The 16,281-nt window shown below is 71.3% G+C and carries 15 protein-coding genes, 1 tRNA gene and 3 pseudogenes; 8 read left to right on the top strand and 11 right to left on the bottom strand.

The window, feature by feature from the left end; genetic code table 11:
• Nucleotides 1-16 precede the first annotated feature (16 nt).
• A complete protein-coding gene (locus tag QUE51_RS07475; RefSeq protein ID WP_286278899.1) occupies nucleotides 17-1,021 on the top strand; it encodes an NADP-dependent oxidoreductase in 1,005 nt (334 codons plus the stop codon).
• 27 nt (nucleotides 1,022-1,048) lie between these two features.
• Here QUE51_RS07475 and QUE51_RS07470 read toward each other — a convergent pair whose 3' ends face one another.
• The 6 genes from QUE51_RS07470 to QUE51_RS07445 all read right to left on the bottom strand — a co-directional run bounded on the left by QUE51_RS07470 (nucleotide 1,049) and on the right by QUE51_RS07445 (nucleotide 4,323).
• Nucleotides 1,049-1,636 (bottom strand): GNAT family N-acetyltransferase, encoded by a 588-nt coding sequence (locus tag QUE51_RS07470; RefSeq protein ID WP_286278898.1) that lies wholly within the window; start codon nucleotides 1,634-1,636, stop codon nucleotides 1,049-1,051.
• An 11-nt stretch (nucleotides 1,637-1,647) separates the two neighbouring features.
• Entirely contained in the window at nucleotides 1,648-2,337 is a 690-nt protein-coding gene (gene rplA / locus QUE51_RS07465; protein WP_286278897.1) for a 50S ribosomal protein L1, read from the bottom strand.
• A gap of 11 nt (nucleotides 2,338-2,348) precedes the next feature.
• Entirely contained in the window at nucleotides 2,349-2,780 is a 432-nt protein-coding gene (gene rplK / locus QUE51_RS07460) for a 50S ribosomal protein L11 (RefSeq protein ID WP_286278896.1), read from the bottom strand.
• Nucleotides 2,781-2,893: 113 nt separating this feature from the next.
• Nucleotides 2,894-3,832 (bottom strand): transcription termination/antitermination protein NusG, encoded by a 939-nt coding sequence (gene nusG, locus QUE51_RS07455; protein WP_434017251.1) that lies wholly within the window; start codon nucleotides 3,830-3,832, stop codon nucleotides 2,894-2,896.
• A gap of 48 nt (nucleotides 3,833-3,880) precedes the next feature.
• Nucleotides 3,881-4,162: a preprotein translocase subunit SecE gene (gene secE, locus QUE51_RS07450; protein WP_286278895.1), complete on the bottom strand. Its 282-nt coding sequence runs from the start codon at nucleotides 4,160-4,162 to the stop codon at nucleotides 3,881-3,883.
• A gap of 88 nt (nucleotides 4,163-4,250) precedes the next feature.
• Nucleotides 4,251-4,323, bottom strand: a tRNA-Trp gene (locus QUE51_RS07445).
• Nucleotides 4,324-4,482: 159 nt separating this feature from the next.
• On the opposite strand from QUE51_RS07445, the gene QUE51_RS07440 reads away from it, so the two are divergent.
• The gene (locus QUE51_RS07440; protein WP_286278894.1) at nucleotides 4,483-5,706 is read left to right on the top strand and encodes a pyridoxal phosphate-dependent aminotransferase; all 1,224 of its coding nucleotides are present in this window, start codon (nucleotides 4,483-4,485) and stop codon (nucleotides 5,704-5,706) included.
• A 56-nt stretch (nucleotides 5,707-5,762) separates the two neighbouring features.
• On the opposite strand, the pseudogene QUE51_RS07435 reads toward QUE51_RS07440, so the two are convergent.
• The 3 genes and pseudogenes from QUE51_RS07435 to QUE51_RS07425 all read right to left on the bottom strand — a co-directional run bounded on the left by QUE51_RS07435 (nucleotide 5,763) and on the right by QUE51_RS07425 (nucleotide 7,738).
• A pseudogene (locus QUE51_RS07435) lies at nucleotides 5,763-6,895 on the bottom strand (UDP-N-acetylmuramate dehydrogenase).
• Nucleotides 6,876-7,295: a MaoC family dehydratase gene (locus QUE51_RS07430; protein WP_286278893.1), complete on the bottom strand. Its 420-nt coding sequence runs from the start codon at nucleotides 7,293-7,295 to the stop codon at nucleotides 6,876-6,878. Before QUE51_RS07430 ends, QUE51_RS07435 begins: the two are co-directional and overlap by 20 nt.
• A complete protein-coding gene (locus tag QUE51_RS07425; protein ID WP_286278892.1) occupies nucleotides 7,292-7,738 on the bottom strand; it encodes an FAS1-like dehydratase domain-containing protein in 447 nt (148 codons plus the stop codon). Before QUE51_RS07425 ends, QUE51_RS07430 begins: the two co-directional genes overlap by 4 nt.
• Nucleotides 7,739-7,881: 143 nt before the next feature.
• Between QUE51_RS07425 and QUE51_RS07420 the strand changes: the two genes are divergently transcribed.
• The 6 genes and pseudogenes from QUE51_RS07420 (at nucleotide 7,882) to QUE51_RS07395 (ending at nucleotide 13,560) form a co-directional block, all read left to right on the top strand.
• Nucleotides 7,882-8,757, top strand: a complete 876-nt coding sequence (locus QUE51_RS07420) for an ABC transporter ATP-binding protein (RefSeq protein ID WP_286278891.1) — start codon at nucleotides 7,882-7,884, stop codon at nucleotides 8,755-8,757.
• A pseudogene (locus tag QUE51_RS07415) lies at nucleotides 8,754-9,613 on the top strand (ABC transporter permease). The gene QUE51_RS07420 and the pseudogene QUE51_RS07415 overlap by 4 nt, the downstream one beginning before the upstream one ends.
• A gap of 16 nt (nucleotides 9,614-9,629) precedes the next feature.
• A complete protein-coding gene (locus tag QUE51_RS07410; protein WP_286278890.1) occupies nucleotides 9,630-9,923 on the top strand; it encodes a hypothetical protein in 294 nt (97 codons plus the stop codon).
• Nucleotides 9,842-10,789, top strand: coding sequence for a sensor histidine kinase (locus QUE51_RS07405; protein ID WP_286278889.1), 948 nt, complete (start codon nucleotides 9,842-9,844; stop codon nucleotides 10,787-10,789). The genes QUE51_RS07410 and QUE51_RS07405 overlap by 82 nt, the downstream gene beginning before the upstream one ends.
• Nucleotides 10,786-11,418, top strand: a complete 633-nt coding sequence (locus QUE51_RS07400; protein WP_286278888.1) for a response regulator — start codon at nucleotides 10,786-10,788, stop codon at nucleotides 11,416-11,418. The genes QUE51_RS07405 and QUE51_RS07400 overlap by 4 nt, the downstream gene beginning before the upstream one ends.
• Before the next feature lie 870 nt (nucleotides 11,419-12,288).
• The gene (locus tag QUE51_RS07395; RefSeq protein WP_350226740.1) at nucleotides 12,289-13,560 is read left to right on the top strand and encodes a glycosyltransferase; all 1,272 of its coding nucleotides are present in this window, start codon (nucleotides 12,289-12,291) and stop codon (nucleotides 13,558-13,560) included.
• Nucleotides 13,561-14,042: 482 nt separating this feature from the next.
• Here QUE51_RS07395 and QUE51_RS07390 read toward each other — a convergent pair whose 3' ends face one another.
• Together QUE51_RS07390 and QUE51_RS07385 are read right to left on the bottom strand one after the other, a co-directional pair.
• The gene (locus QUE51_RS07390; protein ID WP_491562657.1) at nucleotides 14,043-14,624 is read right to left on the bottom strand and encodes a KUP/HAK/KT family potassium transporter; all 582 of its coding nucleotides are present in this window, start codon (nucleotides 14,622-14,624) and stop codon (nucleotides 14,043-14,045) included.
• A 155-nt stretch (nucleotides 14,625-14,779) separates the two neighbouring features.
• Nucleotides 14,780-16,073, bottom strand: a pseudogene (locus QUE51_RS07385) (KUP/HAK/KT family potassium transporter); the annotation flags it as partial.
• Nucleotides 16,074-16,281 lie beyond the last annotated feature (208 nt).

Raw genomic sequence — 16,281 nt, 5'->3', positions numbered from 1 at the left:
CCAGGAGGAGGACGCCATGGCGAAGCTGACCGGCGCCGTGCGCACCCCGGTTGCGCCGACCGCACCGGGCGCCACCATGCGCGCCGTCACGGCCGACCACGCCGGCTCGCCGGACACCCTGGTTCCGGCCACCGTCGCCGCACCTGTGCGGATCGGCAGCGAGGTGCTCGTGCGGGTCGTCGCCGCCGGGGTGAACCCGGTGGACGCGAAGACGCGCGCGGGACGCGGAGTCGCCAAGGCCGCCACCTGGCCACTTGTGCCGGGGTTCGACTTCAGCGGTGTGGTCGTGGAGGCGCCGTACGCCGCGTTCGGCCCGAGCCCGGGCGATGAGGTGTTCGGGATGACCGCCTTCCCGCGCACGACGGGGAGCTACGCCGAGTACGTGTCGGTGCCCGCCCTCAACGTCACGCGGAAGCCCTCCGTGCTGTCGCACCAGGAGGCGGCGGCGGTGCCGCTCGCGGCCCTCACGGCGTGGGGCGCCGTCGTCGAGCTCGCGAAGGCGCACGAGGGTCAGCGCGTCCTCATCCATGCCGGCGCGGGCGGCGTCGGCCACTTCGCCGTGCAGTTCGCCGCCTACTTCGGAGCAGAGGTCACCACTACAGCCAGCCCGCGCAACGCCGCATGGCTCACGAGCCTCGGGGCCTCCCGGGTCCTCGACTACACGGCGGAGCCCTTCGAGGAGGTGCTCTCCGACTTCGACGTCGTCCTCGACGGCATCGGCGGCGACACCGCGAAGCGCTCCCTCGAGGTTCTGCGCCCCGGCGGAACGCTCGTGAGCCTCCCCTCGGGCAGCTGGCCGACCATGGCCGAGGATGCGGCCGCCGCCGGCATCCGCGCCACCGGCTTCTGGGTGGTGCCGGACGGACGGACCCTCTCGGTGATCGCCCGCCTCATCACCTCCGGGGACGTCAAGGTGACCGCGGATGCGGTCTTCCCGCTCGAGGAGGCGGCCGATGCGCACCGGCTCATCGAGGGCGGTCACGTCAGAGGCAAGGTCGTGCTGCGCGTCAGCGACTACTGACCCCGGACGGAGGGACCGGGCGCGGGATCAGAGCGGAGCGACCATCACATGGTCGGTCATCGGCTGCTCGCCGACCCGGTACGAGCGCGGCCCTGCGACCGCGAAGCCGCTCTTGGTGTAGAAGCGGATGGCACGCGCGTTCTGGTCGTTGACGCCGAGCCACACCGACCGCGCGCCAGAGGAGGCGGCCTCGGCCAGGGTGGCCGCCATCAGGCGCGCGGCGAGACCCGCGCCGTGGTGGCCGGCATCGACATAGGCCTTGCTCAGCTCGATCGCGGGACGCACGCGGACTGCCGCGGCGACATCCGGGTCCGTCGGCTCGCCGGCGATCAGCATCGTGTAGCCGACGAGCTCGCCGCTCTCGGCGACCAGGATCGTGACGGTCTCGTCCGCGAGATGCCGCTGGAACCGCGGCTCGCTGAGGTGCTCGGCGACGTGCGCGGCGATCGACTCCGCGGTCGTGCCGGGCGGGCAGGCCAGCGGAAAGGTGCGCGCTGCGAGGGCGGCGAGTGCACCGGCGTCCCTCGGCGTCGCACGCCGGATGGTCGCCCCCGCGGACGGCGAAATGCCCGCCTCTGCTGCCTCTTCGGGAGAATCGGCAGCGGAGGCGGGCATGTCGGCAGTGCTCAGAGCGCGTTCACGTCCAGCGGGATTCCGGGGCCGAACGTGGTCGACACGGCGCCCTTCTGGATGTAGCGGCCCTTCGCGGCGGACGGCTTGAGGCGCTGCACCTCTTCGAGAGCCGCCTTCAGGTTCTCGCTGAGCTGCTCCTCCGAGAAGCCCGCCTTGCCGACCACGAAGTGGACGTTGGCGTGCTTGTCGGTGCGGAACTCGATCTTGCCGCCCTTGATGTCGGCGACCGCGCCTGCCGCGTTGGGCGTGACGGTGCCGGTCTTCGGGTTGGGCATGAGACCGCGGGGGCCGAGGACGCGGCCGAGGCGGCCGACCTTCCCCATGAGCTCCGGAGTCGCGACCGCGGCATCGAAGTCGGTCCATCCGCCGGCCACGCGCTCGATGAGCTCGTCGCCGCCGACCTCGTCCGCGCCCGCGGCGATGGCGGCCTCGGCGGCCGCGCCCGTCGCGAAGACGATGACGCGGGCGGTCTTGCCCGTGCCGTGCGGGAGGATGACAGTGCCGCGGACCATCTGGTCCGCCTTGCGGGGGTCGACTCCGAGCTTCAGCGCGACCTCGACGGTCGAGTCGAACCTCTTGGAGCCGGTCTCCTTTGCGAGGCCGACGGCCTCGTTCGGCGTGTAGTACTTGCCCGGCTCGAGCTTCTCAGCTGCGGCGCGGTAGGCCTTGCTCTTCTGTGCCATATCCCTCGTCCTCAGCCCTCGACCGTGATGCCCATGGAGCGGGCGGTGCCGGCGATGATCTTCGCGGCAGCCTCGATGTCGTTCGCGTTGAGGTCGGGCTGCTTCTGGGCGGCGATCTCGAGGACCTGAGCCTTGGTGAGGCGCGCAACCTTCGCGGTGTGCGGCGTGGCGGAGCCCTTGGCGACACCGGCCGCCTTCTTGATGAGCTCGGCTGCCGGGGGCGTCTTGAGGATGAACGTGAACGAACGGTCCTCGTAGACGGTGATCTCCACCGGGATGACGTTGCCGCGCTGCGACTCGGTCGCCGCGTTGTACGCCTTGCAGAACTCCATGATGTTGACGCCGTGCTGACCCAGCGCCGGCCCGATGGGCGGGGCGGGGTTCGCGGCGCCAGCCTTGATCTGGAGCTTGATGAGCCCCGTGACCTTCTTCTGACGTGCCATGTGCTGTTTTCCCTTTCTTCGAGCGGCCTGAGCCCCTCTCCCGCCTCCCCGGCGGATCCGGGGTGCGGTGGTCTGGATGTCCAGCGCGCGAGGCGCTGGGAGTATTCCCGGCTCTAGAGCTTGGTGACCTGGTCGAAGCTGAGCTCGACCGGCGTCTCGCGCTCGAACAGCGAGACGAGGACGGTGAGCTTGCCGCTCTCCGGCTTGATCTCGCTGATGGTGCCGGGCAGGCCCGCGAACGAGCCTTCCTTGATGGTGATGGTCTCGCCGATCTCGAAGTCGACCTCGGCCGGGATCGAGCGGGCCTGCGTCGCGGAGCCCTTGGCGCCGGTGCCGCCCTTGGCGGGAGCCTCGGCGACCTGGACGGTGCTCTTCAGCATGTTGAACGCCTCTTCGAAGCGCAGCGGGGTCGGGTTGTGCGAGTTGCCGACGAAGCCCGTCACGCCGGGGGTGTGCCGGACGACCGACCAGGACTCCTCGTTGAGGTCCATGCGGACGAGCACGTAGCCGGGGATGCGCACGCGGTTGACCAGCTTGCGCTGGCCGTTCTTGATCTCGACGACGTCCTCCATCGGCACCTGGACCTCGAAGACCGAGTCCTCCTGGCCGAGGCTGCCCTTGCGCTGCTCGATGTTCTGCTTCACGCGCTTCTCGAAGCCGGCGTAGGAGTGGATGACGTACCACTTGCCGAGCTTGCCGCGGAGCTCCTGACGGAAGGCGTCGTAGGGGTCGAGCGCGGCCTCCTCGGCCTCGTCGTCCGTGGCCGCCTCGGCGGCCTCCGCCTCGTCGAGGGTGTGCACCTCGAGCGCCTCGTCGATGACCTGGTCGGCCTCGGGGTCCGCTGCCTGCTCGATGACCTCGAGGGCCTCTTCGAGGTCAGCCGCGTCGTCATCGTCGGTCACGATGTGGATGTCGCCGGGGCCCTCGGTCGTCGGGAGGTCCCCCGTGCCGAGGAGGTCGCCCTCCTGCACCTCGCCGACCTCGGAGTCCTGCTCTTCCGCAGGGATCACGTCGAGGTCGTTGATGTGCTCGCGATAGCTGTCCGCCACCATGCTGTGCTGCTCTTTCTGTAACGCCGCCCTGGGGAGGGGCGGGGAAGGCTAACTGCCGACTGAGGGATCTCCGAAGACGAAGACCACCACGGCACTGAAGACGTAGTCGAGCCCGGTGACGAGCGCCATCATGATGATGACGAACACCAGCACGACCGCGGTGAACCCGAACAGCTCGCGCCGAGTGGGGGTCACCACCTTCTTCAGCTCGCCGACCACCTGGCGGATGAAGAGCGCGATGCGAGCGAACGGCGACCGTCTGGCCTGCCGTTCCTTCCTCGCAATGGCTACGACGTCCTCGCTGGGCTCGTCGATGACCTTTCGCGCCACGAACACTCCTCGTATCCCGTCGCCGGGCTCGTCGAGCCCGGGCCCGAATGTGCACTCGGGTCTGTCCGCACAGGTGTGCGGGCAGTCGCAGGGCGGACAGGACTCGAACCTGCAACCTGCGGTTTTGGAGACCGCTGCTCTACCAATTGAGCCACCGCCCTAGAAGGAAGGGGCACGGCTTCGCCACGTCATTGCGAGGAGGATGATCCGCCGACGGGCGCAGCAAAGCCTGGCTTCTTCCGACCAGAGACGCCCAGTCTAACACCGGACCCCTCCGCGAAGGGCAGGGGGTCCGCGAGCGCCTCGATAGTCTTGCACGCATGGCTGAGCTTCCCCGCATCTCCCCCCGCATCGCCGCCATCAGCGAGTCCGCCACCCTCAAGGTGGATTCGAAGGCGAAGGCGCTGCAGGCCGAGGGGCGCCCGGTCATCAGCTATGCGGCAGGCGAGCCCGACTTCCCCACTCCCGGATTCATCCTGGACGCGGCGGAGAAGGCGGTCCGCGACCCCAAGAACCACCGCTACACCGCCGCCGTCGGCCTGCCGGACCTGCGCGAGGCGATCGCGGCGAAGACGCTGCGCGACAGCGGGCTCCAGGTCTGCCCCGGCCAGGTCATCGTGACGAACGGCGGCAAGCAGGGCGTCTACCAGGCCTTCGCGACGATCGTCGGCGAGGGCGACGAGGTGCTCGTGCCCGCGCCCTACTGGACCACCTACCCCGAGGTCATCAAGCTCGCGGGCGGCGTCCCGGTCGAGGTGTTCGCGGGCGCGGACCAGGACTACAAGGTCACGGTCGAGCAGCTCGAGGCCGCTCGCACCCCGCGCACGAAGGTCCTCCTGTTCGTCTCTCCCTCCAACCCCACCGGCGCGGTGTACACCGAGGAGGAGACGCGCGCGATCGGCGAGTGGGCCGACGGGCACGGCCTGTGGATCATCGCGGACGAGATCTACCAGAACCTCGTGTACCCGGAGGGGCTCGCGGAGGGCGAGGTGCCGTCCGCGGCGATCTCGATCGTCGAGGCGGTGCCGGCTCTGGCGGACCGGACGATCCTCGTCAACGGCGTTGCGAAGTCCTACGCGATGACGGGCTGGCGGCTCGGCTGGATGGTCGGGCCGGCCGACGCCATCAAGGCGGCCGCGAACCTCCAGTCGCACCTCAGCTCCAACGTCTCGAACATCTCCCAGCGCGCGGCGATCGCGGCGCTCACCGGACCGCAGGACGAGGTGGAGGCGATGCGCCAGGCGTTCGACCGTCGGCGCCGCGTCATCGTCGCCGAGCTCAACAGGATCGACGGTGTCGTCACGCCCACGCCCGAGGGCGCGTTCTACGTCTACCCGGATGTCACGGGCCTCCTCGGCCGCGACTGGAACGGCGTCACGCCCCGAACCTCGCTGGAGCTCGCCGACCTGATCCTCGAGCAGGCGGAGGTCGCGGCGGTGCCGGGCGAGGCGTTCGGGCCGAGCGGCTACCTGCGCTTCTCCTACGCGCTCGGCGACGACGCCCTCCTCGAGGGCGTGCAGCGCCTCCAGCGCCTCTTCGCCTAGCACGTTCCGGCCCGGGTGGCGCGCTCTACCGCGCTATCCGGGCCGGAACGCACCGCCTAGAGGGTGGCGCCCAGAAGGACCGGCTCCGGCTGGAGCAGGACGCCGAACTCGGTCTGCACCAGAGTGCGCACGTAGCGCGCGAGCTCCAGGAGCTCCTCCGCCGTCGCGTCCCCGCGGTTCACCAGGGCGAGCGAGTGCTTCGTCGAGATGCCCGCTCGCGAGCCGGGCAGGGAGAAGCCGCGACGGATGCCCGCGTGCTCGATCAGCCACGCGGCGCTGAGCTTCACGAGGTGCTCGTGGGACGGGACCGCCGGCAGGGACGCGCCCACCGGCACCGCCACGTCGGGCTCGTCCGGAGTCACGGGCCACCGCGGCGCCTCGGGCGGCAGGCTTCGCGCGAAGCGCTCGCTGACGATGGGGTTGGTGAAGAAGGATCCGGCGCTCACCGAGTCGGGATCGGCCGGATCGAGGACCATGCCCTTGCTGCGCCGCAGGCGGAGGACCGCCTCCCGCACCTCGGTCACCGGGACCCGGTCGCCGAGCCGGACCCCGAGTGCGCCGGCGAGCTGCGCGTAGGCGATCGGGGCGCTCAGCGCGGGACCGGGGCCGCTCGGCGCCGCCAGCTCCAGCTCGACGGTCACCACGACGCCGCGCAGTCCCTGCTTGAAGATCGACGTGCGGTAGCCGAGCCCCAGCTCGTCCGCGGTCCTCCGCGACAGCTCGCCGGTGAGGTAGTCGAGGAACTCGACCGCGACGAGGAGGAGCTGAGCTCCTGGCCGTACGCGCCGATGTTCTGGATGGGCGCGGCGCCGGTGGAACCGGGAATGCCGGACAGCGCCTCGATGCCGGTGAGCCCGCGCTCGACCGCGACGGCGACCAGGTCGTCCCAGGGCTCGCCCGCCTCCACTCGCAGCACGACCCGATCGCCGTCGCGCTGCTCCTCGATGCCGCGCGCCGCCGGCAGCAGGACGGTGCCGTCGAACCCGTCGTCTCCCGCCAGCAGGTTGGACCCGCCGCCCAGGACCAGCCAGTCGTCGCCGTCGGCCCAGGTGGCGAGCGCGGCGTCGATCAGCGCGCCGGTGCTGTCCGCCCGGACCACGCGGCGCGCGGGACCGCCGACCCGGAGCGTCGTCAGCGTGGACAGCGGGACGTCCTCCCGGACCTCCGGCTCAGCCGACGACGACGACAACCTGGGCCTTCCCGAGCACGGTCGCCTCGCCCGCCCGCACGGTGAGATCGATGCGGGCCGTTCCCGCCTCCGCGTCGAGCGCCGCCACCTTCGCACTCACGGTGAGCGTCGCGCCCGCCTCGGGATCGACGACGACGGGACGGGTGAACCGCACCTGGTAGTCGCGGATGCGATGCGCGCCGCCGGCCCAGTCCACCACCGGCTGCACCGCCGCGCCCATCGTGAGCATGCCGTGGGCGAGGACCCCGGGCAGCCCGACGCTCGCGGCGACGTCGTCGCGGTAGTGGATGGGGTTGAAGTCGCCGGACGCGCCGGCGTACCGGACGAGCGAGTCGCGGGTCAGCGGAACGGTGCGCTCGGCGACGACCTGACCCACCGCCAGGTCGGCCGCGGCGGTCACGCGTCGCCCCGCACGACGAGCGTGGAGATCGCGGTCACGACGTGGGCGCCGCCGGCGTCGGCGATCGACGACTCGGCGGTGACCATGGCGTTGCCGCCGAGGGTCTTGACGCTCGTGACGGTCAGCGTCGCCGTGAGCTCGTCGCCCGCGACGATCGGCCGCGTGAACGAGAAGCGCTGGTCGCCGTGCACGACACGGGAGAAGTCGACCCCCGCGTCCTCGTCGGCGAGCAGCTGGGCCAGGGTGTGCTCCTGCACGACGACCGCGAAGGTGGGCGGCGCGACGACGTCGGCGAAGCCCGCGGCGCGGGCGGACGACGGATCGAGGCTCACCGGATCGGCGGACAGCACGGCCCTGGCGAACTCGCGGACCTTCTCCCGCCCGACCAGGTACGGGGCGGTCGCGGGGTAGGTGCGACCCTGGATCGCGGGGTTCACTGCCACGCCGCCAGTCTATTCAGCGCTCCTGCGAAGGCCGGGCCCTCGAGGACGGCCGGGCCCGCTCCCCGGCATCCACCGATCGGTGGATGCCGGAACGGGCCGACCGGATCTGCCGCAGTGGCAGCGGGGCGCGGGAGGCTGGGGCCATGGAACCAGTCGTGTCCGTGCGCGATCTGCACAAGTCCTACGGGACCTTCTCCGCCGTGACGGGGGTGTCCTTCGACATCGGCCCGGGCGAGACCTTCGCTCTCCTCGGGCCGAACGGAGCGGGCAAGTCGACCGCCATCGAGATCCTCGAGGGCTACCGGGACCGCACGAGCGGCGACGTGCGCGTGCTCGGCCAGGATCCGGCCCGCGGCGGCCTGGCCTGGAAGGCGCGCCTCGGCATCGTGCTGCAGTCGAGCGCCGAGTCGGGCTCGGCCACGGTTCGCGAGGAGCTCAGCCGCTTCGCCGCCTTCTACCCCTCACCCCGCGACGTCGACGAGCTCATCGCCGCAGTCGGGCTCGAGGAGAAGGCCGGGACGCTCATCCGCAAGCTCTCGGGCGGCCAGCGCCGCCGAGTCGACGTCGCCCTCGGCATCGTGGGGCGGCCGGAGCTGGTCTTCCTCGACGAGCCGACCACGGGGTTCGATCCGGAAGCACGGCGCCGCTTCTGGGAGCTTCTCCGCTCGCTGCAGGCGGAGGGCACGTCCATCCTGCTCACCACGCACTACCTCGACGAGGCGGCGCAGCTCGCGCACCGCGTCGGGGTGATCGCAGGCGGCCGCATGATCGACATCGGCGGGGTGAACGAGATCGGCGGCGCCGCGTCGCGCGTCCCGGTCGTCCGCTGGCGCGAGGACGGCGTCCTCCGCGAGGAGCGCACCACCGCGCCGGCCACCTTCGTCGCACGGCTCGTGGCGGCCTCGGACGGCCTCGAGCCGGACGATGTCGAGATCGTCCGGCCCTCCCTCGAGGACGTCTACCTCGGCCTGGTGGCCTCCGCCGCCCCCACGTCCGCTCCGGAAGGAGTCCTCGCATGACCGCAGCCCCGCTCGCCCCCGCCGCCCCGCGCCCGACAGCCCTGCCCCGCGGTCGCACCCTCCGCCTGGGTCTGCTCAGCGCGGCCTATGAGGTGCGGACCTACTTCCGTCAGCCCGACACCGTCTTCTTCACGTTCCTGTTCCCGGTGCTGTTCCTCACGATCTTCTCCGTGGCGTTCAGCGAGGGCGACTTCGGCCGCGATGCGGACGGCAGTGTGATCAGCGCCGCCCAGTACTACCTGTCCGCGATGGTCGCCGCCGGCGTGCTGCTCAGCGGCCTGCAGAACCTCGCGGTCGTCATCGCCATGGAGCGCAGCGACGGGACGCTGAAGCGGCTGGCGGGCTCGCCGCTGCCGATCGCCAGCTACTTCCTCGGCAAGCTCGGCCAGGTCCTCGTGACCGCCCTGCTCCAGTCGGCCCTGCTCCTGGTCGTGGCCGCGTTCGTCTTCGGCGTGCGCCTGCCCGGCGACGCGGGCCACTGGTTCACCTTCGCGTGGGTGTTCCTGCTCGGCGTCACCTCGAGCGCGGTGCTGGGCATCGGCCTCAGCGCACTTCCCCGCAGCGGCAAGACCGCGACGGCCGTGATCATCCCGATCGTGCTGGTGCTCCAGTTCATCTCGGGGGTGTACCTCGTGTTCAGCCAGCTGCCCGAATGGCTGCAGAACGTGGCGAGCATCTTCCCCTCAAGTGGCTCGCGCAGGGCATGCGGTACGTCTTCCTGCCCGAGTCGTACGCCGCGGTCGAGGCGGGCGGGGAGTGGAACCTCGGCGGCGTCGCGCTGGTCCTCGGGATCTGGCTGGTCGTCGGCCTCGTGCTGGCCCGTGTGACCTTCCGCTGGATCCGCAAGGACTCGTGACCGTCCTCATGGGAGAGTGAGCGCCGTGGACTCGCCGAAGTGGTGGAACGTCGCGGTGCCGGGCGTCGCCGTCGTGCTCGCGCTCATCGTCCTCTTCGCGGAGGCGCCGGGCCCCCGCGTGGCCGGAGCGATCGCGACGCTCGGAGCGCTCGTGGTCGCCTGGTTCACCCTCGGCCGACGCGGCTGCAGCTCCCCGGACCCGCCGCCGCCTTCGTCGTCGTCGTCATCGTGCTCACCGGAACGGCCGTCGCGTTCTTCCCCCTGCTCGCGATCCTGCAGGGCATCAGCTATCCGCTCGTCTGGGTGCTGACCCCCACCCTCCGCGCCTCGATCCTGGCGAACGCCGGCGTCGCGGTCGCGGTCGCCATCGGCTTCCTGATCAGCGTGGGCACCGGACCCGAGGGGATCGCCCAGACGGTCATCACGGTGGGGATCTCGTTCGCCTTCAGCATGGCGATGGGGCTCTGGATCTCCTCGATCGCCGGACTCAGCGAGGAGCGCGGGCGTCTGGTCGAGCAGCTCACCGCCGCCCAGGCCGAGCTCGCGGCCCTGGGTCACGACGCGGGCGTCGCCAGCGAGCGGGAGCGGCTGTCCCGCGAGGTGCACGACACGATCGCGCAGAGCATCACGGGGCTCGTGCTCCAGCTGCAGCAGGCACGGCAGGAGCTGCGCGCCGGGAACACCCGCGCGGTCGAGGACCGCCTGCACCTCCTGGAGGAGGGCGCCCGGGAGGCGCTGGTCGAGACGCGCGCCCTGGTCGCAGCCACGGCGCCGGTGGAGCTGGCCGGCGGCGGTCTTGTGTCGGCGCTCGAGCGGATCGCTTCCCGCTTCGAGCGCGAGGCGGGAATCGCAGTCACCGTGCGCGCGGACGCCACCCCTGAGCTGCCACGCGAGGCGGAGGTGGTCCTGCTGCGCTGCGCCCAGGAGGCGCTCGCGAACGTGCGCAAGCACGCCGGGGCGCGGGCCGTGACGCTCACCCTCACCTCGCCTCCCGAAGGCGTGCGCCTCGACGTGCAGGACGACGGCACCGGCTTCGACCCGACGGCGCCGGGTCACGGCTTCGGGCTCGCCGGCATGCGGGACCGGCTCGCTCTGGCCGACGGATCCCTCGACATCGCGAGCGGCCCCGGCGGCACGACGCTCACCGTCCGGCTGCCGCACGGCGTGCGCGCATGACCGCCCCGCTCCGGGTCGTCGTCGCAGACGACCACCCCATCGTGCGCGGCGGCATCGTGGCCCTCCTCCAGTCGGAGCCCGACATCGACGTGGTGGGCGAGGCCGCGGACGGGCAGCACGCGATCGAGCTGGCGACGGACCTCGAGCCCGACCTCGTGCTCATGGATCTCCGGATGCCGAAGGTCGGCGGCGCGGAGGCGACGGCGCGGATCCTCGCCACCCGTCCCGCGGTCAAGGTGCTCGTCCTCACCACCTACGAGTCGGACGAGAACATCCTGACCGCCATCGAGGCGGGGGCCACCGGCTACCTGCTCAAGGCGGCGCCGCAGGAGGAGATCCTGGCGGGCATCCGCGCGGTGGCGCGCGGCGAGGTCGCCCTCGCCCCGCGGATCGCGGCGCTCCTGGTGGGGCGGATGCGCCGGCCGGCGGCACCGGTGCTCACCGCCCGCGAGCTCGAGGTGCTGGCCCGCGTCGCCGAGGGCGACAGCAACCCGCAGATCGCGGCACGGCTCTTCCTGGCCGAGGCGACGGTGAAGACCCACCTCCTGCACGTCTTCGAGAAGCTCGAGGTGAGCGACCGGACGCGCGCCGTCACGAAGGCCATGGAGTTGGGGCTGCTGCGCCGCTAGCCCTGCTCGGCGGCGCAGCCGGCGGTGTCCCCCACCGTGCAACCGAGGAGCCTCGCCGGACATGCGAGAACCCCCGGCGCGAGGCGCACGGGGGTTCTTCGGCGATGCTGAAATCAGCGGGCGTCGGTGCCTACTGGCAGCTGTCGCACTGCAGGAGGTCCATCGGGTCAACCGGAACCGCGTACCCCAGGTCGTTGTCGAAATCCATGAGCCATCTCCCCTTCGATGAGCTAGTGCTGTGGTCCACCTTGCGGCGGTGCTTCACTATATAACGGGAATGACAGCTCTGTCATTCCCGACATGTTGTGTCTTCGGCGTTTCGTGGCCCCAGTTTAGGGTGGGCCTCCGACATCGCTTAAGCTGACCGCTTCCGCGTATCATCCGCCCCGAGGGGACCCCGTTGGCCATCGATCCAGAGGTCCTTCCGCACGGCCGCCAGTTCGCACTGACGTGGGGACTGACCCGCGAGTTCGGCGGCATGACCGGCGCCATGCTGCGCCGATCGCGATCCTTCGCACGCCTGGCCGGGGCCCCGGTCGACGTCCTCACCTTCGACCAGCAGGACGACTACCCGGATCTCGTGGAACACCTCCGCGCAGGGGGCCTGCTCGACGAGGGGATCGCCGTCCGCAACCTCTGGGACGAGGTCACCGCCGCGACGGATCGGCCCGCCACCGCACGCGGCGCGAAGCCCGCGGCGCTGGACCGCTTCGACCCGCTGCCCCCCACCGATGACGGAACTCACGCGCGCCGGAGCGAGAACGGAACGCTGCTCCAGATCGACCGGCGCCGCCCCGACGGCACGCTCGCGCTCAGCGACATCCGGGACACGCGCGAGCGCGGGCGGGTCGGCGGGCGGTCCATCGTGCTGTGCGACGGCGACGGCCGGCCGGTGTTCGGCTTCACCCGGGTGTGGCCCTTCTACCGCTGGTGGCTCGACCAGGTGATCGGCGACGAGGATGCGTTCCTGCTCGTCGACAGCAAGACGACTGCGGACTTCCTCGTGGGCTACCGCAACCCGCACGCCACCCTGGTGCACATCGTCCACAACTCGCATCTGGAGGGCGAGGACCGCCCTTGGGGGCGGATCAAGACCGCGCGCCGCGGCCCGCTCACCCATCTCGAGGACTTCGACGCCGTCGTCCTCCTGTCCGAGCGGCAGCGCGACGATGTGCGGGTGCTGCTCGGGCCGGCCGAGTCACTCGAGGTCGTGCCCAACTCCGCGCCCCTGCCCACCCCGCACGCGGCGGCGCCGCGAGACCCGCACCTCGGCGTCGTGCTCGCGAGCCTCGACGAGCGCAAGCGCGTCGACCACGCTGTTCGGGCGGTCGAATCGGCGCGGGCGGGGGCGCTCCCGCCCGGCTCGACGTCTACGGCGACGGGCCCGGCCGCGTCGCGCTTCAGGCCCTCGTCGACGAGCTGGGCCTCGCGGACGCCGTGCGCCTGCTCGGCTTCCGCCCGGATGCGCTCGACGCGTTCCAGACGGCGTCCTTCTTCCTGCTCACGAGCAGCACGGAAGGCTTCCCCCTGGTGCTGGCCGAGGGGATGTCCCGCGGGTCGCTGCCGCTCAGCTACGACATCCCCTACGGCCCCGCGGACGTGATCACCGACGGCGTCAGCGGATTCCTCGTGCCGCCAGGAGACGTCGTCGCGCTCGGCGAGCGGATCCGGGATCTGGTCGAGCACCCGGACCGGGCGGCGTCGCTGCGCAGGGCAGCAGCGACTGCTGCGGCGCGCTTCTCCGAGGAAGCCGTGCTGCGGCGGTGGGCGGAGGTGCTGCATCGCGCCCGCGCACGGCGCGGTCGCCCGGCCCCCGCCTTCGACCTGACCGTGCGGAGTGGCGAGGTCTCCCACACGGCGGCCGCCCTGACAGCGGTGGCCGACTTCGCGATCCGTGGAGCCGACGTGAGGCCCGCGGAGGTCACCGCGGCCATCGCGCTGCACGGCCCGGAAGACGCGGGCTCCTGCGTCGAGCTCCGGGCAGCCGCCACCGTCAGGCGCACCCTGCGCCACGGCATCTGGCGCGCTCGGGCCGAATTCCCCGCGGGGGCGGCGCGCTGGCTCACCGCCGGGACACCCGTGACGGGCGAGCTCGAGCTGCGCATCGACGGCGCGGTTCGGCGAGCGCTCTTGGAGCCGTGAGAGCCGGCTCCTTGTGCTGCGTACTTCAGCAGGAAGCCAGCTGCGGACTGCCCGGGATTCACCCCAGGCAGTCCGCAGGTTTCCCGAAGGCAACGCCCCGGCTACCCAGAGGGAGCGTCCAGATCAACGTAGTGACTCCCGACCACCGCGTCCACCCCGTTCGGGGGACATTTCCCGCTGATCGAGGCGCATATCGGCGTCAGCTCGCTTGTGCGGAGTGCGCGCCGGGCGAAGGCCGACGCGGCTTCTCGGGCCATTCGCACCGGTTCCATTGACGAGCGTCGATGCAAGCGCTTCACTGGCAACATCGACGCGCATCGATGAATCGAACATCACCGAGAACGGACGGAGGGGACCATGGCGGACGACACCTGCTGCGGCGGCATCGGCTGCTGCTGAGCTGAAGAAGTCGTGGCGGTCCGGCGAGCGATGCCGCGGCCGCCACGGCGGCTCCTTCCGAGACGCTGGCGCGGCCCCTCGCGTCAGATCTCGACGTCGCCGCCCATCGTCACCGTGCGCTCCGACGGCAGCTGGAACCGCGAGGCCGGATCGGCCGCGTTGTGCGCGAGCGTGACGAAGAGGCCCTTCCGCCAGCGCGCCATGCCGCCCGAGCGCGTCCGGCGGATCGCGCCACGGGACACGAAGTAGGACGCGGCGTCCATCTCGTCCGGGTCGCCGTCGAGGACTCCCGCGACGCACGCCGCGCGCAGGGCCGCGGGCACATCGAGTGTCTCCGAGAAGCCGAACCGGACGGTGAGGTGCTCGATCCCGTCGTCCGTGTAGCGGAGGTCGTCGTAGACGTACCGCTTGTGATCCGGAACCTCGGGCACCCCGAGCACCTCGATCGAGACCACGAGGACGCGCTCGTGCAGCACGTGGTTGTGGTTCACGTTGGCGCGAAGTGCCAGCGGTGTGGTGTCGCTGTTGGGATGCGGGAAGACCGCGATCCCCGGCACCCTGTTGAGCCGCACCGTCTGCATCTCCTCGACGAAGTCCGTTAGCGAGCCCTCCTTCATCCGCCGGTCGTCGGTGACGAGCTGCCGACCGCGACGCCACGTCGCCATGACGAGGATGATGACTGCCGCGAGAAGGAGGGGGACCCAGCCCCCGTGCAGGACCTTGGAGAGGTTGCCCGACAGGAAGGTGAGCTCGAGCCCCCGAAGGCGATGGCCGCGAGCACCTCCTGCCAGGGCCGCGACCCCCAGAGCACCGGAGCGACCACCAGCAGGAGCACGGTGTCGACCACGAGCGCGCCGGTCACGGACACGCCGTAGGCCGTCGCGAGTGCCGCGGAGGACCCGAAGGTCAGCATGACCGCGAGGACGCCGAGGAACAGCAGCGTGTTCACCACCGGAAGGTAGATCTGGCCGCTCTCGTGCTTCGACGTCTGGCGCACCGTGAGGGCGGCAGCAGCCCCAGCTGCACCGCCTGGCGAGACAGGGAGAAGGCCCCCGTGATGACGGCCTGGCTGGCGATGATCGTGGCGACCGTCGCCAGGATCACGACAGGCAGCCTCAGGAAATCCGGGAAGAGCAGGAGGAACGGGTCGCTCCTGGCCTTCGGGTCGTGCAGCACGAGCGAGGCCTGGCCGAGGTAGTTGAGCGTGAGGGCCGGGAACACCACGAAGAACCAGGCCCGGCGGATCGGCGATCGGCCGAAGTGCCCCATGTCGGCGTACAGCGCCTCGGCGCCGGTGATGACGAGCACCACCGCGCCCATGGCGATGAACGCGATCCCGGGATGCGCCACGACGAAGACGACCGCCCAAGTCGGAGACAGGCCCTGCAGCACGGACGGGTGCTGCACGACCATGACGAGCCCGGCGAGCGCGAGGACCGCGAACCAGAGCAGCATGACGGGACCGAACAGCTTGCCGACCGGCCCGGTGCCGAACCGCTGGACGGCGAAGAGCGCCGTGAGGATGACGGCCGCGATCAGCACCGTGAGGTGGGCGACTCCGGGAGCGGCGACCTGCAGCCCCTCGACCGCCGAGAGCACGCTCACCGCCGGCGTGATGATGGAGTCGCCGTAGAAGAGCGCGACCCCGATGATGCCGATGAGGAGGAGGAACCCCGTGCGGCGGGCGCGGTGCTTGTAGAGGCGCTGCGCGAGTGCGGCCAGCGCCATCACGCCCCCTCGCCGTCGTTGTCGGCGCGCATGAGCACGGTGACGTACTTGATCGACACGATGATCGTGATGCTCCAGAACATGAGCGACACGACCCCGTAGACGTCGGCCGCCGACGGCGTCACGATGCCGCCGTCGATCGTGAACACCGTCTTCAGGGCGTACAGCGGGCTCGTTCCGATGTCGCCGAACACGACGCCCAGGGCGGCGAGACCGGCGCCTGCGACACCGCGCGCGAGTCCCCGCGCCCGGGGAGCCGGGTGCCCGGCCTCGTCCGGCTCTGCACTCCCGGTCGGCTCCGCGGCAGCGGGATCGGGCGATTCGGGATCGGCGGACTCCTCGACGTGGGTCGCGGCGGCGTCCCCATCCTCGGCACGTGGGCTCATCGGCCGGTCGGCGTTCCGGAGCGGGAGCCCGAGGGCCGAAGGTGTCGAGAAGGCGTCACGGGGCGATCCTTTTGCCGGGAGGGAGGCCCTGCCGGCCGTGCCATCGGACCCTCGTCTTGAGGCTACTCCTGCCGCCGCACGCCGCCGACGCACGCCGGCGGGCTCGCAGAAGCCGCTCAGGGCTGTCGGTTCAGGGCAGCTCCACGCC

The sequence above is a fragment of the Naasia aerilata genome, from assembly GCF_030296595.1.
Taxonomy (GTDB): domain Bacteria; phylum Actinomycetota; class Actinomycetes; order Actinomycetales; family Microbacteriaceae; genus Naasia; species Naasia aerilata.
Note: the sequence above shows the minus strand (reverse complement) of the source record. Positions and strands in the feature narration are given on the sequence as shown.